This window comes from Staphylococcus succinus (assembly GCF_029024945.1).
Classification (GTDB): domain Bacteria; phylum Bacillota; class Bacilli; order Staphylococcales; family Staphylococcaceae; genus Staphylococcus; species Staphylococcus succinus.
This window is the reverse complement of sequence record NZ_CP118976.1, coordinates 1,465,323-1,490,052: the sequence shown is the minus strand read 5'-3', so window position 1 is coordinate 1,490,052 and position 24,730 is coordinate 1,465,323. Positions and strand designations below refer to the sequence as shown.

At 32.3% G+C, this 24,730-nt stretch carries 26 protein-coding genes and 1 riboswitch; of the genes, 13 read left to right on the top strand and 13 right to left on the bottom strand.

The features are described 5' to 3' along the window. Positions 1 to 122: 122 nt before the first annotated feature. The 9 genes from PYW31_RS07335 (at position 123) to lysA (ending at position 9,821) form a co-directional block, all read left to right on the top strand. Entirely contained in the window at positions 123 to 953 is an 831-nt protein-coding gene (locus PYW31_RS07335; RefSeq protein WP_046837454.1) for an aldo/keto reductase, read from the top strand. A 179-nt stretch (positions 954 to 1,132) separates the two neighbouring features. After that, positions 1,133 to 1,311: riboswitch (Lysine riboswitch) on the top strand. Between the two features lie 87 nt (positions 1,312 to 1,398). Beyond that, complete coding sequence (locus tag PYW31_RS07330) at positions 1,399 to 2,601, top strand: aspartate kinase (protein WP_046837453.1); 1,203 nt, start codon at positions 1,399 to 1,401, stop codon at positions 2,599 to 2,601. A 53-nt stretch (positions 2,602 to 2,654) separates the two neighbouring features. After that, positions 2,655 to 3,644: an aspartate-semialdehyde dehydrogenase gene (locus PYW31_RS07325; RefSeq protein WP_046837452.1), complete on the top strand. Its 990-nt coding sequence runs from the start codon at positions 2,655 to 2,657 to the stop codon at positions 3,642 to 3,644. Between the two features lies 1 nt (position 3,645). Further along, positions 3,646 to 4,533, top strand: coding sequence for a 4-hydroxy-tetrahydrodipicolinate synthase (dapA, locus tag PYW31_RS07320; RefSeq protein ID WP_046837451.1), 888 nt, complete (start codon positions 3,646 to 3,648; stop codon positions 4,531 to 4,533). After that, positions 4,530 to 5,252, top strand: a complete 723-nt coding sequence (gene dapB, locus PYW31_RS07315; RefSeq protein ID WP_046837450.1) for a 4-hydroxy-tetrahydrodipicolinate reductase — start codon at positions 4,530 to 4,532, stop codon at positions 5,250 to 5,252. Before dapA ends, dapB begins: the two co-directional genes overlap by 4 nt. Before the next feature lie 22 nt (positions 5,253 to 5,274). Further along, positions 5,275 to 5,994: a 2,3,4,5-tetrahydropyridine-2,6-dicarboxylate N-acetyltransferase gene (gene dapD / locus PYW31_RS07310; RefSeq protein ID WP_046837449.1), complete on the top strand. Its 720-nt coding sequence runs from the start codon at positions 5,275 to 5,277 to the stop codon at positions 5,992 to 5,994. A 330-nt stretch (positions 5,995 to 6,324) separates the two neighbouring features. Further along, positions 6,325 to 7,482 carry an amidohydrolase gene (locus PYW31_RS07305; RefSeq protein WP_046837448.1) on the top strand — a complete coding sequence of 386 codons (1,158 nt, stop codon included), beginning with the start codon at positions 6,325 to 6,327 and terminating at the stop codon, positions 7,480 to 7,482. Next, the gene (locus PYW31_RS07300) at positions 7,479 to 8,552 is read left to right on the top strand and encodes an alanine racemase (RefSeq protein ID WP_046837447.1); all 1,074 of its coding nucleotides are present in this window, start codon (positions 7,479 to 7,481) and stop codon (positions 8,550 to 8,552) included. Before PYW31_RS07305 ends, PYW31_RS07300 begins: the two co-directional genes overlap by 4 nt. 3 nt (positions 8,553 to 8,555) lie before the next feature. Continuing rightward, complete coding sequence (gene lysA / locus PYW31_RS07295) at positions 8,556 to 9,821, top strand: diaminopimelate decarboxylase (RefSeq protein ID WP_046837446.1); 1,266 nt, start codon at positions 8,556 to 8,558, stop codon at positions 9,819 to 9,821. Positions 9,822 to 10,048: 227 nt separating this feature from the next. On the opposite strand, the gene cspA is transcribed toward lysA, so the two are convergent. Both cspA and msaA read right to left on the bottom strand, forming a co-directional pair. After that, a complete protein-coding gene (gene cspA / locus PYW31_RS07290; protein ID WP_002507639.1) occupies positions 10,049 to 10,249 on the bottom strand; it encodes a cold shock protein CspA in 201 nt (66 codons plus the stop codon). Between the two features lie 181 nt (positions 10,250 to 10,430). After that, positions 10,431 to 10,739: a regulatory protein MsaA gene (msaA, locus tag PYW31_RS07285; RefSeq protein ID WP_046837445.1), complete on the bottom strand. Its 309-nt coding sequence runs from the start codon at positions 10,737 to 10,739 to the stop codon at positions 10,431 to 10,433. Positions 10,740 to 11,088: 349 nt separating this feature from the next. On the opposite strand from msaA, the gene PYW31_RS07280 reads away from it, so the two are divergent. From PYW31_RS07280 to PYW31_RS07270, 3 genes are read left to right on the top strand one after another with little or no spacing between them, the layout of a single operon-like run. Further along, positions 11,089 to 11,358, top strand: a complete 270-nt coding sequence (locus tag PYW31_RS07280) for an acylphosphatase (RefSeq protein WP_046837444.1) — start codon at positions 11,089 to 11,091, stop codon at positions 11,356 to 11,358. 12 nt (positions 11,359 to 11,370) lie between these two features. Then, positions 11,371 to 11,991, top strand: coding sequence for a 5-bromo-4-chloroindolyl phosphate hydrolysis family protein (locus PYW31_RS07275; protein ID WP_046837443.1), 621 nt, complete (start codon positions 11,371 to 11,373; stop codon positions 11,989 to 11,991). A gap of 33 nt (positions 11,992 to 12,024) precedes the next feature. After that, positions 12,025 to 13,155 carry a toxic anion resistance protein gene (locus PYW31_RS07270; protein ID WP_046837442.1) on the top strand — a complete coding sequence of 377 codons (1,131 nt, stop codon included), beginning with the start codon at positions 12,025 to 12,027 and terminating at the stop codon, positions 13,153 to 13,155. Positions 13,156 to 13,451: 296 nt separating this feature from the next. On the opposite strand, the gene brnQ3 is transcribed toward PYW31_RS07270, so the two are convergent. From brnQ3 to PYW31_RS07245, 5 genes are all read right to left on the bottom strand, one after another. Continuing rightward, positions 13,452 to 14,795, bottom strand: a complete 1,344-nt coding sequence (brnQ3, locus tag PYW31_RS07265; protein WP_046837441.1) for a branched-chain amino acid-like transporter carrier protein BrnQ3 — start codon at positions 14,793 to 14,795, stop codon at positions 13,452 to 13,454. A gap of 123 nt (positions 14,796 to 14,918) precedes the next feature. Further along, positions 14,919 to 16,808, bottom strand: a complete 1,890-nt coding sequence (locus tag PYW31_RS07260; RefSeq protein WP_046837440.1) for a vWA domain-containing protein — start codon at positions 16,806 to 16,808, stop codon at positions 14,919 to 14,921. Positions 16,809 to 16,823: 15 nt separating this feature from the next. After that, positions 16,824 to 17,615, bottom strand: coding sequence for an ATP-binding protein (locus PYW31_RS07255; RefSeq protein ID WP_046837439.1), 792 nt, complete (start codon positions 17,613 to 17,615; stop codon positions 16,824 to 16,826). A gap of 124 nt (positions 17,616 to 17,739) precedes the next feature. Next, positions 17,740 to 17,943 (bottom strand): DUF6501 family protein, encoded by a 204-nt coding sequence (locus PYW31_RS07250; protein WP_046837438.1) that lies wholly within the window; start codon positions 17,941 to 17,943, stop codon positions 17,740 to 17,742. A 17-nt stretch (positions 17,944 to 17,960) separates the two neighbouring features. Then, entirely contained in the window at positions 17,961 to 18,773 is an 813-nt protein-coding gene (locus PYW31_RS07245) for a VOC family protein (RefSeq protein ID WP_046837437.1), read from the bottom strand. 220 nt (positions 18,774 to 18,993) lie between these two features. Between PYW31_RS07245 and PYW31_RS07240 the strand changes: the two genes are divergently transcribed. Next, a complete protein-coding gene (locus tag PYW31_RS07240) occupies positions 18,994 to 19,194 on the top strand; it encodes a hypothetical protein (protein ID WP_046837436.1) in 201 nt (66 codons plus the stop codon). 120 nt (positions 19,195 to 19,314) lie between these two features. Here PYW31_RS07240 and PYW31_RS07235 read toward each other — a convergent pair whose 3' ends face one another. From PYW31_RS07235 to PYW31_RS07210, 6 genes are all read right to left on the bottom strand, one after another. After that, a complete protein-coding gene (locus PYW31_RS07235; RefSeq protein WP_169922582.1) occupies positions 19,315 to 19,761 on the bottom strand; it encodes a hypothetical protein in 447 nt (148 codons plus the stop codon). Positions 19,762 to 20,020: 259 nt separating this feature from the next. Continuing rightward, on the bottom strand, positions 20,021 to 20,830 hold the full coding sequence (locus PYW31_RS07230) for an ATP-binding cassette domain-containing protein (protein WP_046837434.1): 810 nt from the start codon (positions 20,828 to 20,830) through the stop codon (positions 20,021 to 20,023). 27 nt (positions 20,831 to 20,857) lie between these two features. After that, positions 20,858 to 21,421 carry a dihydrofolate reductase family protein gene (locus PYW31_RS07225; RefSeq protein WP_046837433.1) on the bottom strand — a complete coding sequence of 188 codons (564 nt, stop codon included), beginning with the start codon at positions 21,419 to 21,421 and terminating at the stop codon, positions 20,858 to 20,860. Positions 21,422 to 21,591: 170 nt separating this feature from the next. After that, on the bottom strand, positions 21,592 to 22,596 hold the full coding sequence (locus tag PYW31_RS07220; protein WP_046837432.1) for a Gfo/Idh/MocA family protein: 1,005 nt from the start codon (positions 22,594 to 22,596) through the stop codon (positions 21,592 to 21,594). Positions 22,597 to 22,632: 36 nt separating this feature from the next. Beyond that, a complete protein-coding gene (locus PYW31_RS07215; RefSeq protein WP_046837431.1) occupies positions 22,633 to 23,775 on the bottom strand; it encodes a Gfo/Idh/MocA family protein in 1,143 nt (380 codons plus the stop codon). After that, positions 23,772 to 24,662, bottom strand: a complete 891-nt coding sequence (locus PYW31_RS07210; protein WP_046837430.1) for a sugar phosphate isomerase/epimerase family protein — start codon at positions 24,660 to 24,662, stop codon at positions 23,772 to 23,774. Before PYW31_RS07210 ends, PYW31_RS07215 begins: the two co-directional genes overlap by 4 nt. Positions 24,663 to 24,730: the final 68 nt, after the last annotated feature.

Below are 24,730 nucleotides of genomic sequence, written 5' to 3'. Positions count from 1 at the left end.
CCCCTATTTATAAAATAAAGCTTATAATATATAGTCTATATGATTACCTAGGCTAATTATTTTGATATTATATTTTAGAATTATATAATTATTATTAACAAAGTAATAGGAGGAATGATGTAATGGAAAATTTAAATATGTTAGATGGTCAAGTTATGCCTCAAATTGGGTTCGGTACATATAAACTCAATGGTACGCATGGGGTTCATGCTATTATAAATGCATTGAAACAAGGTTACTATTTATTAGACACTGCTTATAACTATGAGAATGAAGGCACTGTTGGACGTGCAATAGCTAATAGCCATATTTCGAGAGATCAAATCATAGTTACCTCTAAACTACCAGGTCGTTATCAAGATTATGACGCAGCATTAACTGCAATTCAGGAATCTATTTATCGTCTGAATGTGGAATATATTGATTTATATTTAATCCATTGGCCAAATCCTAAGCAAGAGAAGTACATTGAAGCATGGAAAGCATTAATTGCTGCTCAAAAAGCGGGATTAATAAAATCTATAGGTGTTTGTAATTTCTTACCAGAACACATTGAAAGATTAGAAAAAGAAACGGGTATACTACCAGCAGTGAATCAAATTGAATTACATCCTTACTTCAACCAAAAAGCAATGATACAATATCATAATGAGAAAGGTATCATTACACAAGCTTGGAGTCCTTTAGGTCGTGCTTCAGAAGTAATCAATGATAAAGATATTGCAACAATTGCTGAAAAATACAATAAAACAATACCGCAAATTATTTTGAAATGGCATGTGCAAAATGGCGTAGTACCTATTCCAAAATCCACTTCTATTTCAAGACAAATTCAAAATAAAGATATTTTTGATTTTTACTTAGAAAGTGAAGATTTAGATAAAATAGACGCTTTAACACAACAAGATGGTCGCCTAAAAGGACAAGATCCTGCAACATACGAGGAGTATTAATGACAAAACAATAGTGAAAGCCTTTTTTGTGTGAGGATATAGTGGTAATTTGCACTTTAATAGTGAAAAAGGTGGTTGATTTGTTATATTTTCAGTAAATTTAAAAAACTTTGCAAAAAGCAGTTTACAGTATATAACTACGTATGTATAATATGTAGCATAAACAAAAAAATTAAATAAGTTTTTGATGAGGCGCATCAATCATTAGTAAATATTAGAAGAACCTGCCTGCTAGCAGCTAATTTTGAAAGGGTGAGATGCCGAAACAGTTATAATAGCAGCTTATAACAAGTTGGACTTTATGGTTAAGAGCTAAGAGTCTGTCATTATTTTAAAATAATGGAGTGCATCACTTGTATATATATTATAGAACAGGTTCGCATTCCGGACTTGTTCTTTTTTATATTACTGTGATTCTCCCCTATTCATTGAGGAGGATATAGAATTGGAAAGAAGTGTTTTGAAATTTGGAGGTTCTTCTGTAAGTGATTTTACTAAAATTAAAAATATAGCTGAAATGTTAAGTCGTAGAGTTGAGCAAGGTGAACAACTTATAGTCGTCGTAAGTGCGATGGGTAAAACAACTGATCAACTTATGGCTAACGTGTCGTCGTTGACTTCACAACCTAAAGATCAAGAACTGGCATTACTATTGACCACGGGTGAACAACAGACAGTATCATATTTGTCTATGGTACTTAATGATATTGGTGTTAATGCAAAAGCGATGACTGGTTACCAAGCAGGAATAAAAACAGTTGGACATCATTTGAAAAGTCGTATTGCAGAAATAAATCCTGAAACATTTGATCATGCTTTTATAGATAATGACATCTTAGTTATTGCAGGATTTCAAGGTATAAATGATGATTTTGAACTTACTACGTTGGGGCGTGGTGGTTCAGATACTACAGCGGTTGCATTAGCAGCTAGTAATGGTACTGCTTGTGAAATATACACGGATGTAGACGGTGTTTATGCTACGGATCCGAGGTTATATAAAGATGCCAAACGACTCGAATATGTTTCATATGAAGAAATGATGGAAATGAGTGCGTTAGGTGCAGGTGTACTAGAAACTAGAAGCGTCGAATTGGCAAATAATTATAATATTTCGCTGTATTTAGGAAGAACACTATCAAATGTGAGAGGAACATGGATTATGTCACAAACAGAATTATTAGAAAAAAAAGCAGTTACTGGTGTCGCATTAGACACACATATGATGCATGTTACAATCAGTTATCCCCTGCCTGATAACAAATTACTAACTGCATTATTCAACAAATTGGACGCAGGTTCCGTGAATGTTGATATGATTTCTCAGATAATTAACTTGGAAGGATTGCAATTATCCTTTACTATTAAAGATACTGATGCTGTACAAATTACAACTATCTTAGAATCATTAACTGAAGACTTTAGTGCTTTAGATTTTAAAATTAATGAAGCATACGTTAAAATTTCATTAATTGGCTCAGGAATGCGTGATATGTCAGGTGTAGCATCAAAAGCATTTATTACATTAATTGAAAATGATATTTCATTTTATCAGACAACCACCTCTGAAATTAGCATTTCATGTGTGATCGATGCAGACAATGGTGAACGTGCAGTTCGTAGCCTTTATCAAGCTTTCGATATCTGAATTTTCGAAATATAATCAAATTTAATAAAAATAATAATTGGAGTGTAGTGGATATGACAAAATTAGCAGTAGCAGGTGCAACAGGATTAGTAGGAAGAAAAATGTTAGAAACTATAGATCGTAAAGAAGTTCAATTTGACGAATTGGTATTATTTTCTTCAGCACGTTCAGCTGGTCAAGAAGTTGAATTTCAAGGTGAGACATACACAGTAAGAGAATTAACAGAAGATGCAGCAAATGAGGCTTTTGATTTTGTATTAATGAGTGCCGGTGGAAGTACAAGTGAGCACTTCTCCCCTATTTTTGAACAAGCAGGTGCAATAGTAATTGATAATTCTAGTCAATGGAGAATGACAGAAGGCATTGATTTAATTGTTCCAGAGGTTAATGAACCTATATTAGATCGCAAAATTATTGCTAACCCAAACTGTTCTACAATTCAATCAGTAGTGCCACTTAAATTATTACAAGAACAATATGGTTTGAAACGTGTTGCTTATACTACTTATCAAGCTGTTTCTGGTTCTGGTGTTAAAGGTAAACAAGACTTAGCAGATGGTCCAAGTGGTAAGGCGCCTGAAGCATATCCACACCCTATTTATAATAATGTATTACCTCATATTGATGTATTTCTCGAAGATGGTTATACAAAAGAAGAACAAAAAATGATTGATGAAACACGCAAAATTTTAAAAGATGATGATTTAAAAGTAACAGCGACTTGCGTTCGTGTACCAGTACAAGATAGTCATAGTGTACACATGAGTGTTACTTTAGAAAAAGATGCCACTGTAGAATCAATTCAAGAATTATTTAGTAAAGATGAGCGTGTAGTATTAATAGATGACCCTCAAAACAATGAATATCCTTTAGCAATTTATTCTACTGGTAAAGATGAAATATTTGTAGGACGTATTCGTCGTGATGAAACTTTAGATAATACTTTCCATGTATGGTGTACTTCAGACAACTTATTGAAAGGTGCAGCATTAAATGCAGTACAAATACTTGAACAAGTTATGAGTCTGAAAGGAGTAAAATAATATGAGTCATATTTTTGAAGGTGTAGGTGTTGCTTTAACAACACCATTTACCCACAATGAAGTAGATTATGATGCACTAAGAAGACATTTAAAATATTTAGTTGAAAATAATGCAAAATCGATTGTAGTTAATGGTACAACTGCAGAAAACCCAACTTTAACAGAAGATGAAAAAGAGCATATTTTAGAAGTAGTTGTGAATTATATTGATGGACGCATCCCAGTCATTGCAGGGACTGGTACAAATAATACTCAGAAATCTATTCAAGCTTCTGTTCGCGCACGAGAACTTGGAGCAGATGCAATAATGCTGATTACTCCTTATTATAATAAAACCAATCAACGTGGTTTGATTGAACACTTTACTACAATAGCCAATGCAGTTAAATTACCTGTAGTGTTATATAATGTGCCATCGCGTACAAATATGACCATTGAAGCTGAAACAGTTGAGACTTTAAGTCGCAATGAATATATTATCGCTATTAAAGATGCAACAAATGATTTCGACTATTTAAAAGAGTTGAAACAACGTCTTGATTTAGACAATTTTGCACTCTACAGTGGTAATGATGATAATGTAATTGATTATTTCGATAAAGGTGGACATGGTGTCATTTCAGTCGTTGCAAACGTTATACCAAAGGCTTTTCAAGCTCTTTATGATAATAAACAAAGTGGAAAAGATGTTGAATCACAATTCAAATCGATTCAAACAGTGTTAGATGCTTTATCTGTAGATGTAAACCCTATTCCTATTAAAGCTTTAACAGCTGTTGAAGGTTTTGGTGGTTATGAAGTGCGTTTGCCACTAGTACCGTTAGAAGACGATGATCGTAAAGTATTAGAAAGTGTATATGAACAATTTAAAGCAGGTGACAAAGCATGAAGATAGTACTTATTGGTTATGGCGCGATGAACCAACGTGTGGCAAGATTAGCTGAAGCAAAAGGACATGAAATTGTGGGCGTCATTGTAAGAGATGTAAATAAATCTTACCCCTACCCTACATTTGAACGTATCTCAGATATCCAATCAGCAGATGTAGCTATAGATTTTTCAAACCCAGAATTATTATTACCGTTATTAGATGACGATTTCAAATTACCTTTAGTTATTGCTACTACAGGAGAAAAGGAAGAAATCATTAATAAACTTAAAACGTTAAGTACACAAATGCCAGTATTTTTCAGTGCAAATATGAGTTATGGAGTGCATGCGCTTACTAAAATATTAGAAGCAGCTGTTCCCCTATTACAAGATTTTGATATTGAACTTACGGAAGCGCATCATAATAAAAAAGTAGATGCTCCAAGTGGTACACTGGTTAAACTATATGATGTTATTGAATCATTACGTGAACAATCTGTACCAATATATGATAGACATGAAAATAATGACAAGAGAACACAAGAAGAAATTGGTATTCATTCAGTTAGAGGTGGTACAATCGTTGGACAACACGATGTACTATTTGCAGGAACTGATGAAACAATTGAAATTACACATCGTGCTCAGTCAAAAGATATCTTTGCTAACGGCGCGATTGGTGCAGCAGAAAAGTTAATTCAAAAGACAAACAATTATTATACATTTGATAACCTATAAAATCTAAGGAGCGTATTTAATTATGGAACAACATTTAACGGCAGAAGAGATTATTCAATTTATAAGTGATGCAAAAAAATCAACACCACTTAAGGTATATGCAAACGGGAATTTTGAAAATGTAACCTTCCCTGAAACTTTCAAAGTATTTGGTTCAATAGATTCAAAAGTAATCTTTTGTGAAGCGGATGAGTGGAAGACATTTTATGAAGCGAATCAAACAAGTATTGAAGAATTAGAGATTGAGATGGATCGTCGTAATTCTGCGATTCCATTAAAAGATTTAACAAATACCAATGCACGTATTGAGCCAGGTGCTTTTATTCGTGAAGAAGCAGTTATTGAAGACGGCGCTGTTGTGATGATGGGTGCAACGATTAATATTGGTGCTGTGGTAGGCGAAGGGACTATGGTAGATATGAATGCTACACTAGGCGGACGTGCAACAACTGGTAAAAATGTACATGTTGGTGCTGGATCTGTGTTAGCAGGTGTTATTGAACCACCAAGTGCATCTCCAGTAATTATTGAAGATAATGTCTTGATTGGTGCTAATGCAGTCATCCTTGAAGGCGTTCGTGTTGGTGAAGGTGCAGTTGTAGCTGCAGGAGCTATTGTAACTCAAGATGTACCTGCTGGTGCAGTTGTTGCAGGCACACCTGCTAAAGTAATAAAACAAACGAGTGAAGTAGATGATTCAAAACGTGAAATCGTTTCTGCTTTAAGAAAATTAAACGACTAGATATCATTTACAATGTTTTCGTGCCATGCATGTAAAAACATTGTAAAGCAATTAATGATTAACACATATAAACATTAATATGGGAGGTTAAAGACGCGACAAAGCCTTTTTATCAGGCAGTAATTGATAATTTAAGTGTCATTTATGATGATCAATTACTTATGTCTCTGCTTAAGAAGATATATGAAATTCATTTCATATACTTGCATAAGTTGTCTTTACCTCCCAAATTTATAATATTATACATTTGAAACTATAGTTATATACATATGACTTTCATATCATAGACTAACAAAGATAAATGAATAAAATTAGAAGGATTTGATTTTAATGAATGAACTTGAATTCGTAACGAAACATAGACGTCATTTACACCAACATCCAGAATTAAGTTTACACGAATATGAAACAACAACATATATCGCTGCATTTTTAGATGAAATAGGAGTGAGTTATGAACGCCCTCTTGATACTGGTTTAATTGCTTATCTTCCTGGAAATGGTGAACATACAATTGCGTATAGAGCAGATATCGATGCCCTACCTATCAATGAAGAAAATGAAGTTGAATATAAAAGTTTGGTAGATAATGTGATGCATGCTTGTGGCCACGATGGTCATACAACGGCGCTCATGTTATTTGTGCAACGTTGTAAAGATTTGGCAGATGCCGGCACATTACCACAAAATACTGTATTTATTTTCCAACCTGCTGAAGAAACAGGTGGAGGTGCAAATCGTTTAATTCGTGCTGGAGCATTTGAAAAATATCCTATTGATGCTATATTTGGTATTCACGTTATGCCATTTGAAAATGAAGGTCAAGTTGTTATAAGAGATGAAGAGATTACTGCGAGCGCTACAGAATACAGATTCTTTTTGAATGGTCTTTCTAGTCATGTGGCGGATAAAGAACAAGGACATTCTTGCGGAGAAGCCTTACAGCATGTATTGAGTCAAGTAGGACAAATTCAACAGTACCATTTAAGTGGTTTGAAACGAAATATTGTACATATGGGACATTTTAAAGCGGGAGAAGCGATTAATACAGTTCCTAGTAACGGTTATTTAGAAGGAACCATCAGAACCTATGATGTTAAGGATTTAGAAATTGTAAAAGCGCAAATGCTGAAAATCGCAGAAAGTGTAAAATTATTGTTCAATGTGGACTGTGAAGTGAAATTTGAAGAAGGATATCCTCCTACCTATAATGATGTAAAACTAAGAAAGCATGTAGAACATGGTTTGAAAGATGCTGGGTTTGAAATTATTGATAAACCTACCCCTTACCTATTTGGAGAAGATTTTAGTTTTTATAGTCAGCTTGCACCTAGTTATTTTGTGTTTGTCGGTATACGAGATGAATCGAAAGGCTATGTTACAGGATTACATACGTCTCATTTAAATTTTAACGAACATATGCTAATTAAAGTTGCTGATTATTATGAACAAATTTTAACATCGTATAGTGAGGTGCGTGAACAATGACGGCCACTTGGTCTGTTGACACAGAAGAATTTTATAAAAATGCAGTGAATGTCGCGCAAGACAACTCAATTATGGCAGTGGTAAAAAATAATGCTTATCACTATGGATTAGAGTTTGCAGTCACTCAATTTCTACGTGCTGGTATACAAACGTTTAGCACAACTTCATTAAGAGAAGCCGTAAGAGTTCGAGAAATTGCTCCAACAGCAACAATATTTTTGATGAATGCCGTATATGATTTCGATGTAGTTAGAGACAATCACATTCATATGACTTTGCCCTCGCTCGATTTTTATTATGAACATTATGAAGCATTATATGATATTCATATACATTTAGAATTCGAGAATTTATTACATCGTTCTGGATTGAAATCTGCTGATGAAATGAGACAAGTACTTTTACATCATAGACATAATGAAAATCCTAATAAAATGATTATTGCCGGATTATGGACGCACTTTGGTTATGCGGATGAATTTGACGTACCTGATTATCATATTGAACGCACAGCATGGTTAGAAATTGTAAATACATTGCTAGATGAAGGTTACCAATTTCCAATGATACATGCACAAAATAGTGCAAGTTATTATCGTGAAGGTGGTGTGTTGCCTAATCATACACACGCACGTATTGGCATAGCGTTATACGGCTCAAGACCTTATAGTACTATAGATCATTCTATGATTAAGCAAGCTTTAACAGTTAAAGGTAATATCATTCAAATACGAGAAGTAAATGAAGGAGATTATTGTGGTTACAGTTTTGCATTTGAAGCAACACATAATCATACAAAATTAGCAGTAGTTGATGTTGGCTATGGTGATGGTATACTTAAATCAAGGGCGCAATTCGAGGCATTAATTCATGGTAAACGTTATCCTATTCGTGCATTAATGATGAGCCATATGTTTGTTGAAGTAGATGAACAAGTACATGCACAAGATGAAGTAATACTATATAATGATGATATACGTGTTGATGAGTTTACATTTAAAGGCGTGGGTGCAAATTCAGAACAATTAAGTGCGATGAACCACGACTCACTAATAAAGGAGTATAGATAAATTATGGTAATTGAATATAATAATAATGGCGAGCTCACTATGGGAGGTACGAGCCTAAAAACTGTAGCACAAAGTTTTGGTACCCCTACTATTGTATACGATGAAACGCAGATTCGTACGCAAATGAGACGTTTTCATGAGGCTTTTAAGAAGAGTGGTTTGAACTATAATATTTCGTATGCTTCTAAAGCATTTACTTGTTTGCAAATGGTCAAATTGGTCCAAGAAGAAGGCTTAGAATTAGATGTGGTCTCAGAGGGTGAGTTGTATACAGCACTGGAAGCTGGATTTGATCCTCAACATATACATTTTCATGGTAATAATAAGACGAAACACGAAATTCAATATGCTTTGGAAAGCAAAGTGGGTTATATCGTTATTGATTCTCTTGAAGAAATAGACCTTATTGATCGTTATGCTAGTGACGTTGTGAATGTTGTTATTAGGTTAAACCCTGGCGTTGAAGCACATACACATGAATTCATACAAACTGGCCAAGAAGATAGCAAATTTGGATTATCAATTAAACATGGCTTAGCAATTGAAGGTGTTCGTAAAGTTAAGAACTCTAAACGTTTGAACTTAAAAGGTGTTCATTTCCATGTAGGTTCTCAAATTGAAGGTACAGAAGCTATGATTGAAACAGCGAGATTAGTTATTCAATGGCTCAAAGAAAATGATATTGAAGTTGAACTTATTAATTTAGGTGGTGGCTTTAGTATAAAATATGTTGAAGGTGATGTCAGCTTCCCTATCGAAGATGGTATTGCTGAAATTACAGAAGCTATAATATCGATTGCTAAAGAAACAGGTTTCCCTATTCCTGAAATAGGTATTGAACCCGGACGCTCAATAGTTGGTGAAGCTGGTATTACTTTGTATGAGGTTGGAACGATTAAAACCATACCGAACGTGAACAAATATGTTTCGATTGATGGTGGTATGAGTGATCATATTCGTACTTCGCTTTATGATGCGAAATATGAAGCGCTACTCGTTAATAGAAATGATCAAGCGGATGAAACAGTTACAATTGCTGGTAAATTGTGCGAATCTGGAGATATTATTATTAAAGATGCTAAGTTACCAAGCACTGTTAAACGTGGAGATTATTTAGCAATATTATCTACAGGCGCTTATCATTATTCTATGGCTTCAAATTACAATCAAATGCAGAAACCTTCTGTATTTTTCTTGAAAGATGGTAAAGCACGTGAAGTTATTAAACGTCAATCTTTACGACAACTCATTATTAATGATACAAAATAAGTGAATATAAATTAAAACCCGATTAACTATAAAAGTTAATCGGGTTTTATTATATGTATATATTTAATTGGATTATTTTATATAGTACATCTATGGCTATTATTGGAGCTTCTGTTACAGTATTGAAAGCATACCCATAAGTAAAGCGACTTACTTAAAAAGTAAATCGCTTTACAAAAAAGAACCTTTAACAAGGTTCTTTAAATAGTCAATATTTCAATTTATAATTATAGTTTAGCAACGTTTGCAGCTTGAGGACCGCGGTCGCCTTCAACTACTTCAAATTCAACTGATTGACCTTCTTCTAATGATTTGTAACCTTCTTGGTTAATTGCTGAGAAGTGTACGAATACATCGTTTTCTCCTTCAACTTCGATAAAACCAAAACCTTTTTCAGCGTTAAACCATTTTACTGTACCTTGTTTCATAAGTGTGAAACCTCCAAGACTAAAATTCATTCAATATGCGTTATTCGCATATTACAAAAAATACAATTATTCATACGAATCTTGAATTACAATATCCTTTGCAATATGGAATAAAACAATTGCTTAATTAGAAGTATACTACATTTTAATGGAAATTGCAATATAAATCTGAAAAAACAATTTATTTAATATTTGGTAAATCATAATATACTTCATTATTATTTAAAACAATAAAACTATAGAATATTTGCAAATCTTCATCGCAGTCTTCACAAAAACCTAGTTCACAATTGTTATAAAATGCATGAATATTGTGTTTACCTATTAAGAAATTATCATATTGATTCTTACTTTTTGAAATTAGCGATTGATATTGATTTAACATTTCTTCATAAGTTTCAAAATCATACTGTTCGACAATATGATCTGTCCAATCACTAAATAACCACCAGCCCTCGTAGTCAGCTCGAATTTTTGCAACTGTCCACATGTTTGTTTCACCCTTTCATAGTTAACTCAAAATGAATTTTAAGACATAGCGGTAGTGTCTTATATTTTAAGTAAATAGAACAAGTCGATCATACCTATGTATGCAATACATACAAAATCATCTAATTAATTCCCCCATGTTTTAATTAGAGATAAATAAAAACGATTTATAGATTTCCTATAATTTTATTAGAGTCGCACAATTTGCCTATGTGTAATATTTTAACTAGATAATATACAAAATCAAGTTATCCGTCTCATACTTTTGGCCTATAGACAATTCATCTTTAAACTCAAATATTAGTTTTGTAGCGTGAAATTTCGTATAATGTTAATTAAGAGGTGATTATATGCAATGTAAACACATTAAAATATTTGGGATGGTACAGGGAGTTGGATTTAGATATTATACGGAAAAAATTGCTCGAAAGTATAATATAGTAGGTACTGTTGAAAATATTGATAATTATGTTGACATTTACGCTCAAGGTGATGAAGCGTCACTAGGACAATTTATTACAGCAGTTACTGATGGCGCATCTCCTGCATCACACGTTGAAGATTATGCAATAGAAGAAATTAACGTTGATCATTCATGGAAAAAATTCAAAACAATATAAAGGAAGATGAAATTGAGATATAATATTTCTCGTATATTTGGGACAATCACTGCTTTTCCAGCAGCTGTTATTGCTTGGTTTGTAAGTGTATATGCTTTAGATATATATATGCTTTTTGACCTAGCTATTTCGGCAGGAACATTTTTAGTGTTTTACTTCCCTACCCAACGTCTAACTTCTAGAAAATACTTGAATGAAATTGGTTTATCGCGCCGAGATTATCATTTTGTAAATAATCAATTGAATAGTGCCCAAGATAAGAACAGAAGAATTATGAAGTCATTTGTTAAGGTGAGATCGATTAAAGATTTTAGACAAGTGAATGATATATACCGTATTTCACGTGCAATATACTTTGCCGTAAAACAACACCCTTCTTCGTTTTTTAAAGTTGAAAGTTTCTTCTATTCCCATATTGATAATGCACTAAATTTAATTGAATCATATACGAGGTTATCTAAATCACCTAAAAAGTCTAAAGAAGAGAAGCAAAAACTTGAGCAAACACGCATTACTTTAGATGAGGTTAAGAGAACTTTAGTTGCTGATTTGAAAAGGATAAACGCTGAAGATTATAGCAAGTTAGACATTGAGATGGAATTAAACAAAATGGAGCAAAAAAGACGTAAGTAATTAAGTATTATGAATGGAATGGAGTGGAATTGAATGAGTAGAGAACAAGACATTATAAATTCTCACCCATTGGACAAATATATTGATGAAGCATCAGCCGACAAAACTGATATCATCAACAAGACAAAACAATTTTCACAAGAAGATCAAAAGAAAATTGATCAGATTAGTGGAGAGATAAAACCAATGGATAATGATAGTTTATTGAATTATGGTACTCAAGCACAATCGAGTATGTCTCAATTCTCACATCGTATTTTAAACGAAGTGAAAACGACAGACGTGGGACCTGTCGGGGAATCACTTAATGGTTTAATGAGTAAATTAAAATCAGTGAATCCAGAAGAACTTAATCCGGAAAATCAATCAAAATTAAAACGCATATTTAGACGAACAAAAGCTTCTGTCAATGAGGTGTTCTCTAAAATGCAATCTGTCGGTTCACAAATCGATCGGATCTCGATTGAATTAGATAAGCACAAAAACAACTTAACAAAAGACGTTGAAATGCTTGATGAACTTTATGATAAGAATAAAGACTACTTTGATGAATTATCAATATACATTGAAGCAGCTAAAAAGAAACAATTTGAGTTACAAAAAGAAGAAATTCCAAAGTTAAGAGAAAAAGCTAAAGCTTCTGGAAATCAAATGGATGTCCAAGCTGCTTCAGATATGGAACAATTCATAGATCGTTTAGATAAGCGAATATATGATTTACAACTTTCAAGACAAATTGCAATTCAAACAGCGCCTCAAATTCGTATGATACAGAATGTTAATCAAGCCTTAGCCGAAAAAATTCAAAGTTCTATACTAACGAGTATTCCTTTGTGGAAAAATCAAATGTCTATCGCATTAACATTAATGAGACAAAGAAGTGCTGTTTCAGCTCAAAAAGCAGTTACTGATACAACAAATGATTTATTGTTAAAAAACTCAGAGCTATTAAAACAAAATGCACTGGAAACAGCAACTGAAAACGAGCGTGGTGTCGTAGATATTGAGACATTAAAAACAACGCAAAATGATATTATTGAAACAATTGAGCAAACACTTAGAATACAAGAGCAAGGTAGAAATAAACGTAAACAAGCTGAATCAGAACTTAATAATTTAGAAACTGAATTACAACAACAATTACTAGAAATGAAAGAAAAATAAGGAACACTCACTGTTTAACAGTAAAAGAAAAGGATGCATCTACTTTTATTAGTAGACGCATCCTTTTCTTTGTATTTATTGAACTGCTTTTATAAAAGTACTCTCGGCTCAAGATAGGTTTGTTTATAATTAATAAACTACAAGTTTCCCTTCATATTTATCATCAGATATGCACAAATTCATAATAATTCACATGAAAAAAGTACATCCTCATTTTAAATGAAGATGTACTTTTATTTTCAGTGATGTGCCTATATTACTGAACCGCAGCAAATAAAATAATAAACTACTTCTTTTTAATCTTTTTCATACACAATTGGAGATTGATGTTTCACAAGTACAGCAACAATATAACCTACTATAGTGAATACGACTGCAATTGGGAACCATTCAAGAGAATATTGTTTTAAAGGCAAGCTATCAATAAAGCTCATTTTAATCCAACCTTGAGTATGAATGACACTTAAGATTGATACGATAGTTACTACGGCTACCGGTATTTGCTGTGCGATTGGTTTTGTAGGTACAAAACGTGCAATTAATATCAATAATACCGAAGTAATCGCTATAGGATAAACAATGCTTAGTACTGGTACTGACATTGTAATTACTGAATTTAATCCTTGGTTAGCTAATATAAAGCTGATTAAAGTGAAAATGACTACATATACTTTATAAGAGATTTTCGGGAAAATTCTATGGAAGTATTCTGCGACAGAAACGACTAAGCCACATGCAGTTGTTAAACATGCAAGCGCAACAATAATACCTAGTAGATACTTGCCCAAGGTACCAAATCCTACACTTGCTACAGTCGTTAATAAGTAAGTGCCGATATTTTGATCATTTGCTGTTAAACTATCTATCTTGTCTTGAGATACTGCCATATGATTTCCAATATAGCCTAGTGAAACATATATAAATAATAAAGCAACAGCTGCAATAATTCCTGCAATAAACGTTTGTTTGAAAATTTGGTTCGCATGTGTAATTCCAGTAGCTTTCACCGCATTTACAACAATCATTGAGAATGCAATAGCTGCAATTGCATCCATTGTTAAGTAACCATTTGTAAAGCCTTGTGAAAAGCCTGTAAACCCAGAAGTAAATGCATCAGTAGCTTGACTATGATCATTACCACCAAAATCAACAAATCCTTTAACAATCATTGCTAATATTGTTATAAGTAATAACGGTGTTAAAAGCGAACCAATGCGATCAACCATTTTGTTAGGATTGATACATAAATATAATACAATCAAAAAGTAAATAACTGTAAATATAAATAATGCTAAATTACTATTAGTGTGTGCAATTGGTGTGACTGTCATTTCAAAAGACGTTGAAGCAGTACGTGGAATTGCAAACAATGGGCCAATTGTAAGATATATAATTATTAAAAATATTACTGAGAATTTCGGTGATATTTTATTTAACGACCCAATATAACCTTGTTTATCTAATGCGCCTACGACTACACCTAATAATGGTAATCCTATACCAGTAAGTGCAAAAGCTAAGATAGACGGCCAGAAATATTGACCACTCTCTAAACCTAAATTTGGTGGGAATATAAGGTTTCCAGCGCCAAAGAACATCGCGAATAATGTAAAACCTATAATCCATGTATTTTTATTCATTTGTCTTTCTCCTTCTAACCTATAAAATAGTATCATCTATTCTATCACGCTTTATTAGATTTAGTCTATATAAATTTCAGAATATTTAAATATATGGTGGTTTGTTTATAAAAAACAGCCTATTTAAAATGATTTTAATAAAAGTTTTTTTAATAAAGGAGATAATAGATTCGGGAGATTTTCTACACCTTCTACAAAAATAGAGTATTGTCCATAAATATTATGAATGGTTTGTTCAATATCTTCAGTGATTGCTTCTTGGCTTAGAAACACATTAAATACTTCTATACCCATTTTTCTGGCTGTTTCTACAGCTTCATAAGTGTCTAAGATACCATCTTGACTATAGTTATAAGCAGAAGGTTCTCCATCTGAAAAGACGATTAAAAAGCGTTGGTTATGTGAACGACGCATTAACCGATCACTGCCAATTCTAATTGCTACACCATCCCGATTATCATCTTGGGGCTCTAATGCCATAATACGCGGTCCATCTTTATCAAATGTTGAATGATCATAAGCAATGATTTCATCAATAACATTAGGCTGCTTGGTGTCATCGGCATCAAAGGCATCTTCATTGAAAGCTAATATTTCATGTTTTACATTTAATGATTTTAAGGTTTCGTGGAAAAGTACAACGCCTTTGATTGTTTCTTCCATCTTATCTTGCATACTTGCTGAAGCATCTACTAATAACGTAAATGTAGCATCAAAGGTCTGACTCAAGTCTTGTTTTTTATAAAACAATTTATATTGATCATCAATAAACCAATTGAGTAAGTTTTTCTGCAATCTACCTTTAGTAAGGTTACGACGTTCATCTTGGTATTCTCTATCTATTGTTTTTTTTATGATTTGTATTAAATCTTTAATTTCAAATTGTACTTCAGATTCTACCTTATGGTAGTCGATGATATAGTTTGGTTGAATATCTGGTATATTCCATTTGATTTCAACATTTTGGTTAATCCCTTTTAGCGCGAAAGCTTGATTAAGACCGACAGAACCACCTTCATCATTCTCTACATTATCAGTAGACCCTTTCCCCTTTTTGGTTTGCATATCAGTCATGTCATCACTCGCATCACCATCACGCGCAGTGTCATTATCACTCATGACATCACTATTTTCTCCTTCATGCAATTCCATTTCTAGGTAAGCACCACCTTCTGATGCGCTATCTTGATTATTAGACTCTATTTCTTCGCTTACCACTGCTTCATCTTTTTGTTCTTCAGATTGTCCATCTGAATTACTTGCATCTGTTCTCGTGATATCTTCAAAACTAAGTTCCTGTATTGCTTCATAAACTTTCTTCGGTAAATGATAATATTCATTCAACATATCTTCTTTTAAAATGTCATCGATTTGGAACATTATACGCTCAGCTAAATACATATTATCTTCAGAAGATTCGTTGTAGAAAAAGTTTGGAAGATATTGATACATATGAATAAGCACATCATCAATTTGATGATGTATTTGAGGAACATCATAGAAATCTTCTTTTAGAAAAGATTTTTCAAGGTATAAAAATAATAAGTCTGTAAATGTGGCCTTTGTTTTATACACATTAATCTGAGTTTGAGTAAAGTTAAGCCTAGTTTCATTCCTCAATTTTAGAGCATTTGCTGTAGAAGGTCGAGATGTCATAATAGCATTCAAAACACGTTTATCTTCTAGTAATTTAAATAATTGTTGGAAGAATTTAGGATGCTTAAATTCATTATTATGGATGACCTTATTCACCACTTTTTCATCCATCATATGGTAGCCATAAGCAGCGAGCATCACATCGGATTTCAACCCTATAGTTTCTAATGATTTGTTTCTATGAGACCAAAATGCACTTGTCACCAACGTATTATTGATAGGATCGTAATAAGGGAATTTTTGTATTTTCACTTGTGTTTGTTCATTTTTTAGTAATAGACGAGCAAGATCTTGTAGCATCATTACCTGTTTAGCGTCTAACTGCTCATCATTAAATTTTATAAAACGATCACTCATAATAATTATCCCTCACTAAAAATTTAATTCAACCGCATTTAAAATGGCTTGTTGTTCGCGTTCATCTTCTAATTTATCAATAATTGTACGCTTAATTGCACGTTCAATCGGCATAATTGTTGCTAGATCACTTAAATCTATTAATGCACGAATACTTGCTGCTTCTTCTGAAATTTGACCTTGCTTAGTCATCGTACGTAAATCTTCGTTGAATTTTATAATTGTTTTGATGAGTGATTCATCTTGTAATTGACTTTGATTTTTGATAACTTCACTTAAAATATCACCATCGATATAATCAACTTGAATAACTACGAAACGGTTTTTTAAAGCTTCGTTCATAGGTAATGTACCAATGTATCCTTCGTTAATTGCTGCGATAACATTAAATCCTGGCGCTGCATTGACAACTTCTCCAGTAAAAGGATTTGTTAATTTTCTACGGTAATCTAACACTCCATTTAAAATTGGCAATGTTTCAGGTTTAGCCATATTTATTTCATCAATATACAAAATATGCCCTTCCTTCATTGCTTGTATAACAGGCCCATCAATAAATACGATTTCTTGCGAACCATTTGCATTTGTTTGTATTGTTTTAAAACCAAGTAAGCTTTCTGCATCTAAATCAACTGAACAATTGACTTGATGCATTGGACGTTTTAATGTTTCGCTTAGCGTTTCAGCTAATTTTGTTTTTCCGGATCCAGTTGGTCCTTTGAGTAAAATATTCTTATTTAACTGCATTAGTGATCGAGCATCATTAAAAACAGTTTCATCTTTATTAATATATTGTGCATGCGTCATTATAATTCGCTCCTTAGTCAATTTAAATAGTGTATATTATTTTTGATGCCATTAAAAATAGACTGGGACAACGATACAATATCATATTATGTCCTAGTCTTATTTATATAGAGATGTATTTAAATTATACTTCTTTAAAATATTCTTTGTAATAGCCACCAACAAGGCCAGAATTATCGATAATCTGATAATATTCTTCTGTCTCATTAATCACATCATATTGTTTTCCAACCGTTAGCATATCAGATACTTTGAATTTTTTAGCATCTGTGTGTACTACTTCTACTTTCTTTACGGGTGTATTTGTCTTCCATGTTTCATGTAACATATATGAAAATCCTCTCTTTACTCATTGTTTTCTAAGGTTAATATAAATGTAAGACCACTATGTTCAGTGATACGTAATGATTTTTCACCATCTTGGTCTAAAGTTTGATAAGCAATCCCGATAACTTCAAGTTGTTGTATTGCGTTTTGGAATTGCGCTTTAGATTCAGTAGCAAACTCAATTTGTTCAACAATACCATGTTCCGGCATTTTTATGGGTTCTTCAGTGGCATAAATATGCAATTCTCCACCAAGTCCACCCTCGCCTATACGAAATACTTGAACTTTATAGTTTGCATCTGCATTTGGCGAATATTCTGCAAAAAGTGTGAGATCAAAAACTTTACTTAATATGGATTGAGTTAATAAAAGCTCGTTTACTTTAAGTAAAACTGGACCTAAACCTTGAATTTGGTGAAGTGGGTTAACAGTACTTTCCAGCGAAGGCATACCTAATGGGGCTCCAATATTATGCTCATTAGAATAAATGTTGAAATATTGATCATTTTGATCGGTAAAATCAAAATATTTATGGCCATTTAAATCTGTTATAGATCCATGCTCAATTTGATGTTGATCTAAAATAGACTTGTACTCATCCAATCCTTCATCACTTGGTACGCGTAAGCCAATATTTTCAATGTGGTTATTAGTATTTGTATAGTTAGGAATTTCTACAAAATGTAAACGTGTACCAGAGCTTAAGTCAGCATCTCCAAAACGTAGCGCTTGTCCCTTGTTTGCTACATTGAGTCCTAATACATCTTTAAATAAATTTTTAGTTTTTTCTAAATCATTTGTCCCTGTGGTAACACTTCTTAGACCATTCATTATATTAACCCCTCTATCTTGTCTTTTCAACCTATTATAACGTATTTGCCCAGTTATTTGTATGATGAAGTTTATTATAGATAATAGTTTCACAAAATTATGACTAATATGCATTGGATATGGTAAACAAATGTATTAAAATAAAGATATATGAGAAGTTATTATTTTTAATACACATATAAAAATAGATTTATTTAAATTTTTGAAGGAGGTTTTGATGATGTCTAGTACTTGGGTCTTATTTGGACTAACTGTATTAATAACGGTATATTCAGGCATTACATTTTTTTCAAATCTGAATAGCAAAACTAAACAGAATGAAGCGAGTTCAGCGAGTAAAAAGAAAAATAATATATATGGTATTATTTTTCTCGTGTTTTTAATCATCGCTATTATTGAGCTGTTTGTATTTATTGCTTAGTATTAAGGTTCATCAGTTTTAAATATTAAAAAACAAGCGCTGTCTACGACTAATATCATTGTAGATAGCGCTTGTTTTTATTATAAATAATATATCAAAGCCATTACTAAACTATAATCATTAACTACTTTTTTTAAATAAGTAGTTAATGATTATAAATGCAATAACAATATAGATGACTGTATAGGAACAGGACAATATAAAGTTTACGTTGAGCATGTATAGTGTGTCTGAGTTCAAGAGGTTCATTATATTATTAATAGGTGGAAATATCCATAATAGCCATTGAGCGACTGGCACTTTATCAATAATCATTTCTTTTGTTAAAATAATAATAATAATAAAAATTGTAAATAACCAAGTATATTTTTTGTTAGCAATAGATGTGTTAGTAACAAAGGCACCCAATAGAATACCCAATGCACTTAATATAATATGTATGACGATACCAATGAACAATAAGTTAACTGTTACATGTTTATCAAAAACACCAACGATGATGGGATATAACAATGTTAAACAGATTAAGATGAAACTAAATAAAAATTGATAAATCATTTTAATCATTAAGTATCGTGTTTTGGTTTTCAGGTGAACGTACAATATATGTCGCTCATTTAGTGTATCTCTATTGAAATTGATAATAGAAATCCAAGTCATTGCTAAAAATAAAAGAATAGCGGTAGAGCCAAAACTGGATAAAACAGTGATATTTTTATATATATAAATACCTACCAGGCATAAAATATATATGAATACAGGAGCTATAAAAGCATATGATTTTAGAAACTTTGAATTTTCATATTTTAAGAAAGAATATAGCATATTATATGTCCTTTACTTCGATAATATCAAAATTATCGTTTATTAATTTTTGAATTACAGTGTTACTTTGAGATTGATAAACTTTAATCATTAATCTATTATTTTCATCACTATTAACACTCTGTATTAAATTCTGTATGTCTGGATGCAATGATTTATGATTAGGAATAGTTATTAACTTTAAGGCTTCCGTCGTTGTAATCCTATTAAATGAATGATCATCTAAATTTAGTGTATGTGTAACAGTTGAATTTTCAATATTATGATCATGTGCTGTTAAAATAATTGTTTTAGTCTTTGACAACACTTTCAAATGATCTATCAAGCGTTTTTCAGAATCGTAATCTAACCCAGAAAATGGTTCGTCTAAAATGATGATCTTAGCATCTGTTAACAAGCATTGTATAATATTCACTTTTTGTAATGATCCTTTTGACAGCTGGTGTAATGGTTTGTTTTGGAAATGCGTTAAATTTAATAAGTCTAAATAAAAACTCATTTTATCAATATTATTATTATTATTATTATTGGCGTTTAATTTATTCATATAACTGAGAAATGCTTGAACTGTTAGCTTAATGTTTTGGGGAAACATATCAGGGGCATAACTCAGTGAATGATGAACAGAAATCTTACCATTATTTGGTGCCATTAAGTTTGCGATCATTTTCAATGTTAAACTTTTCCCTACACCATTTTTTCCCTTTATTAAAGTAATTGAATGCTCAGGTATGTTAAATGAAAGTTTATTAATTATTAAGTTAGTACCTAGGCTTTTTGAAATATTTTCAGTTTCTACAGCAACATTCACAATGTATCATTCCTTTTATTCATTGATTTATTCTGTCATTTTTCGATAAATGAGTTGAACCACACCACTTTTATAAGTATGTGTATGGTGTAAAGCGATATTAAAACGATGATCTATATTTTCGAATAAAGGTTTTCCGTCACCTAAGATTGTTGGGTGTATAGATAAGCGATATTCATCAATAAGATTATGATTAATAAAAGCAGTAATAATACTTGATCCACCATATAACCAAATATCTTTATCGTGAGACTGTTTGATTTTATTTACTGACTTGATGATGTCTCCATTTAAAAATTGTGTGTTTTTGTCATTTGCTAAAGACTGATGTGTAAATACATATTTATCTTTACTATGAATGTGTTTCCACATTACACTATCTCCATTTGAAATATCGTGAGTATCAGGTGTATATGTCCCCCACAAGTCATAGCTTTTTCTGCCATATATAATTGCATCAACTTGATTTAAAAAACCTATAAAATCCATCTCTGGTTCCATGATACACCAATCTACTTCACCGTTTGGTCCTTCAATATAGCCATCTAACGTTACAGCAAGATCCAAAATTACTTTGTTAGTAGAGTTCATGTAAATCCCCCTTATTTAAATCACTTTACATTTATTGTATTGAAGCTTAATTAAAAATACAATAAATATAAAACATAACATTGTTTTTTATCAATTTAAAAATAAAAAGCACACTTCAATACCATTGACTGAAGTGTGTTGCAAAATTTAATTTAAATGCAGTGTTTTTATTAAATAACAAATGGAAGAGACTGTTCTAACTGGGATGATTGCGCAATAGTATCAACCATTGCTATAGAAGTTAATGCATCCTTTGCATGAATATAATGACTAGAATCAGTCAGTATGCAATGGTAAAAATGATTTATGAGTTTGGCATGGCTTGGACCATAATAGGATTTAGTTCCAGTTGCTTTAATATCTTCTAAGATAGGTATTTTATCTCCCTGATTATTTAAACGTGTAAGTATATTATCTTTAATAGTAAATTTTTCATTTTTAAATATAACTTGCAGTTCGACACTTGAATTACCAATACCTGCATTCGTTGCAAAATATAAACCATGGGTCCCATTTTCAAATTTGATTTGTGCAGAAGCTGTGTCTTCAACTTCAACATTGTAATCTAATAGCTGAGTAATACTTCCTTTAATCGAAATGATATCGCCGCAAAGATACTGCATCAAGTCGAGTGTATGGATAGATTGGTTTATCATAACGCCTCCACCAGCTGTTTTCATAACGCCTCTCCATGGTTTGCTAATATAGTAAGATTCAGGTCTATACCAAGTTACTACGCCCTTTATACCTATGGGACGTCCATATATACCACTTTCAACTATTTTCTTTAATTCAATCAATGTATCATTATAGCGATTTTGAAAACAAACACCAATTTTTACATTGGGGTATCGTTGTTCCAATGCTACTAATTCACGTCCTTCTTGGGTATTTAGAGCGAGTGGTTTTTCTTGAAGTACATGTACCCCTTTTTCTACGCACTTCTTAGTAGCGTAAGCGTGTAGGTAATGTGGTAAGCAAACATGTACGCAATCTAGTGATTCAGCTTCAAGCATATCGTCAATATTTGTGTAAAAACGAGAATGTTTAACTGAATGATTTAATAACGGATTGTTATCGCATATTGCAACTAATTGTGCTTTAGGATTTTGGTTAATCGCTTGAATATGAATCGAGGATATATCTCCTAATCCAATGATACCAATGTTCAACATTTTATCATCTCCATTGCTAAATAGTGACCAATCATATTATTCTTCTAAATTCATTTTATCTTGTAATAATTTATAAAATAAATTTGAGTCGACAGGTAATGATACTTCTTCCCCCAGCCAACTGGATAGATAGATTGCATTTACAAGGCTAACTCCATTAATACCATCCCTACCAGAGGCGATTAGAGGAGTGCCATCTATGATGTTGGCAGCAAAATTTTCTAACACATTGATATGTTGTTCACCCCAAACACTTTCAAATTCGATGACTTCTTGATCATAAATATCTTGAAGTTCATTGCCTTTAAAAATTTCAGAAGCTTCAGCCCACGTCATTGTATGATTTATAGAAGTTTCAGATTGTTTTAAGCGTGTAATTGTCATTTTTTTACTGTCTTCAACTAAAATTTTCCCTTTATCTCCAGTTATTTCTAAGCGATCGGTACCAATAATATCGTGTGTGCAAGTAATAAACACACCAGTAGCCCCATTACCATAATCTAAAATTGTTGTAACATCGTCATCGACTGCTATATCTCTTTGATAACCGTATTTAATATTAGCAAATACTTTTTTAGGCAATCCACATATCCATTGTAAAAGGTCAATTTGATGAGGTGCTTGATTTACTAATACGCCACCTGCTTCTTCTGTCCAAGTTGCACGCCAAGAACTTTGGTTATAATAAGCTTGAGGGCGCCACCAAGTTGTTATAATCCAGTTTGTACGTCTTATCTCACCTATTTCACCTGAGTCAATGAGTGATTTAAGTTTTTGATATAAAGGGTTTGTCCTTTGGTTAAAGAAAATTGCAAATGTTACATCTGGTTTGGTATCAGCGATTGTATTAATTTCTCTCACTTTACTTGCGTAGATATCTGCCGGTTTTTCCAATAAAGTATGAATATTTTTTGATAACGCAACTTTACCTATTTCTGTATGCAATAGATGCGGTACAGTTGTTACAATAGCATCGACATTGCCACTCTCCAACATCTCTAGATAATCATCATAAAATGGTATATCAGGATATGATGCTTTACAAATTAATTTCTTCTCTGGATCAGTATCACAGATAGCACCAATAGTTAAATTTTTCACTTTACCTTCACTAATAAACCCAGCATAAGTACTACCTTGTGCGCCAAAGCCTATAATTCCAATCCGTACATTATTCATTCCGCATTCTCCTTTGTTTCAATATCAGCTAAAATTTCCAATAGTGCATCATATTGCATCTTGTAACCTTCAGCCCCATCGTTAACAACATTTTGTATTGTGTCAGTGGAATGCTTAATTTCTAAATCTTTAATGGAATCAAATACAACAAGATGTGGCTCAAGTGTTAAGAAGCCGGTATATCCTTGGTCTATTGCCTGTTGTAATATTGATTTAATTTGCCCGTTGCCTTTCCCACAAACAACATTGGCATTATTCTCGTATACAGCGTCTTTAATATGAATATATTTAATATGGTCAGCCAACAAATCATAACAAGCTTGAGTATTTTCACCACATTGTACAAAGTTTGCAAAATCAAAAATAGCTTTGAAATGTGGCGATCCGACTTCAGTAAGTATCGTATTGCAACGCCTTGCGATATCACCATATATTTCTTTTTCATTTTCGTGAAGTAGCGTAATATCGTACATTTTTGCAATGTTTGAAAATTGTTTGAGTTTGGCAATTACCTCGGCTTGATAATCATCAAAATTAGCAGTCTCTGGAATATAGAAACTAAAGATGCGTATATAGTTACATTCTAATACTTTTGCTATTTCACATAAGTTTTTTAAGCTGTGTAATTGAGATTTAAATGCTTCTTCATCATCAATGTAAATTTTACCAATTGGCGATCCAATGGAGGATACGCCAATATTGAATTTTTTTAATTTGGGTAATACATTGCTTTTAATGTTAGTTACCGAAAATTGACTGATATTGTAACCGTCTATACCTCTAAGAGAGATATAACGCATCCCTAATTTATGAACTGTAGCTAGTTGTACGTCAAAATCAGATGATATTTCATCTGAAAATCCAGATATTTCGATATTTTTTAACATAAATAATTTTCCCTTCTTTGCATTTATATAATCATAAACTAAGCATAGATATGATATTGCTGATAAAT

What these genes read in the sequence shown, in the direction of transcription:
- PYW31_RS07335 (WP_046837454.1), top strand. Translation starts at nt 123, where the DNA reads ATGGAAAATTTAAATATGTTAGATGGTCAAGTTATGCCTCAAATTGGG.
- PYW31_RS07325 (WP_046837452.1), top strand. Translation starts at nt 2,655, where the DNA reads ATGACAAAATTAGCAGTAGCAGGTGCAACAGGATTAGTAGGAAGAAAA.
- dapA (WP_046837451.1), top strand. Translation starts at nt 3,646, where the DNA reads ATGAGTCATATTTTTGAAGGTGTAGGTGTTGCTTTAACAACACCATTT.
- dapB (WP_046837450.1), top strand. Translation starts at nt 4,530, where the DNA reads ATGAAGATAGTACTTATTGGTTATGGCGCGATGAACCAACGTGTGGCA.
- dapD (WP_046837449.1), top strand. Translation starts at nt 5,275, where the DNA reads ATGGAACAACATTTAACGGCAGAAGAGATTATTCAATTTATAAGTGAT.
- PYW31_RS07305 (WP_046837448.1), top strand. Translation starts at nt 6,325, where the DNA reads ATGAATGAACTTGAATTCGTAACGAAACATAGACGTCATTTACACCAA.
- PYW31_RS07300 (WP_046837447.1), top strand. Translation starts at nt 7,479, where the DNA reads ATGACGGCCACTTGGTCTGTTGACACAGAAGAATTTTATAAAAATGCA.
- lysA (WP_046837446.1), top strand. Translation starts at nt 8,556, where the DNA reads ATGGTAATTGAATATAATAATAATGGCGAGCTCACTATGGGAGGTACG.
- cspA (WP_002507639.1), bottom strand. Translation starts at nt 10,249, where the DNA reads ATGAAACAAGGTACAGTAAAATGGTTTAACGCTGAAAAAGGTTTTGGT.
- msaA (WP_046837445.1), bottom strand. Translation starts at nt 10,739, where the DNA reads ATGTGGACAGTTGCAAAAATTCGAGCTGACTACGAGGGCTGGTGGTTA.
- PYW31_RS07280 (WP_046837444.1), top strand. Translation starts at nt 11,089, where the DNA reads ATGCAATGTAAACACATTAAAATATTTGGGATGGTACAGGGAGTTGGA.
- PYW31_RS07270 (WP_046837442.1), top strand. Translation starts at nt 12,025, where the DNA reads ATGAGTAGAGAACAAGACATTATAAATTCTCACCCATTGGACAAATAT.
- brnQ3 (WP_046837441.1), bottom strand. Translation starts at nt 14,795, where the DNA reads ATGAATAAAAATACATGGATTATAGGTTTTACATTATTCGCGATGTTC.
- PYW31_RS07260 (WP_046837440.1), bottom strand. Translation starts at nt 16,808, where the DNA reads ATGAGTGATCGTTTTATAAAATTTAATGATGAGCAGTTAGACGCTAAA.
- PYW31_RS07255 (WP_046837439.1), bottom strand. Translation starts at nt 17,615, where the DNA reads ATGACGCATGCACAATATATTAATAAAGATGAAACTGTTTTTAATGAT.
- PYW31_RS07250 (WP_046837438.1), bottom strand. Translation starts at nt 17,943, where the DNA reads ATGTTACATGAAACATGGAAGACAAATACACCCGTAAAGAAAGTAGAA.
- PYW31_RS07245 (WP_046837437.1), bottom strand. Translation starts at nt 18,773, where the DNA reads ATGAATGGTCTAAGAAGTGTTACCACAGGGACAAATGATTTAGAAAAA.
- PYW31_RS07240 (WP_046837436.1), top strand. Translation starts at nt 18,994, where the DNA reads ATGTCTAGTACTTGGGTCTTATTTGGACTAACTGTATTAATAACGGTA.
- PYW31_RS07235 (WP_169922582.1), bottom strand. Translation starts at nt 19,761, where the DNA reads ATGATTAAAATGATTTATCAATTTTTATTTAGTTTCATCTTAATCTGT.
- PYW31_RS07225 (WP_046837433.1), bottom strand. Translation starts at nt 21,421, where the DNA reads ATGAACTCTACTAACAAAGTAATTTTGGATCTTGCTGTAACGTTAGAT.
- PYW31_RS07220 (WP_046837432.1), bottom strand. Translation starts at nt 22,596, where the DNA reads ATGTTGAACATTGGTATCATTGGATTAGGAGATATATCCTCGATTCAT.
- PYW31_RS07215 (WP_046837431.1), bottom strand. Translation starts at nt 23,775, where the DNA reads ATGAATAATGTACGGATTGGAATTATAGGCTTTGGCGCACAAGGTAGT.
- PYW31_RS07210 (WP_046837430.1), bottom strand. Translation starts at nt 24,662, where the DNA reads ATGTTAAAAAATATCGAAATATCTGGATTTTCAGATGAAATATCATCT.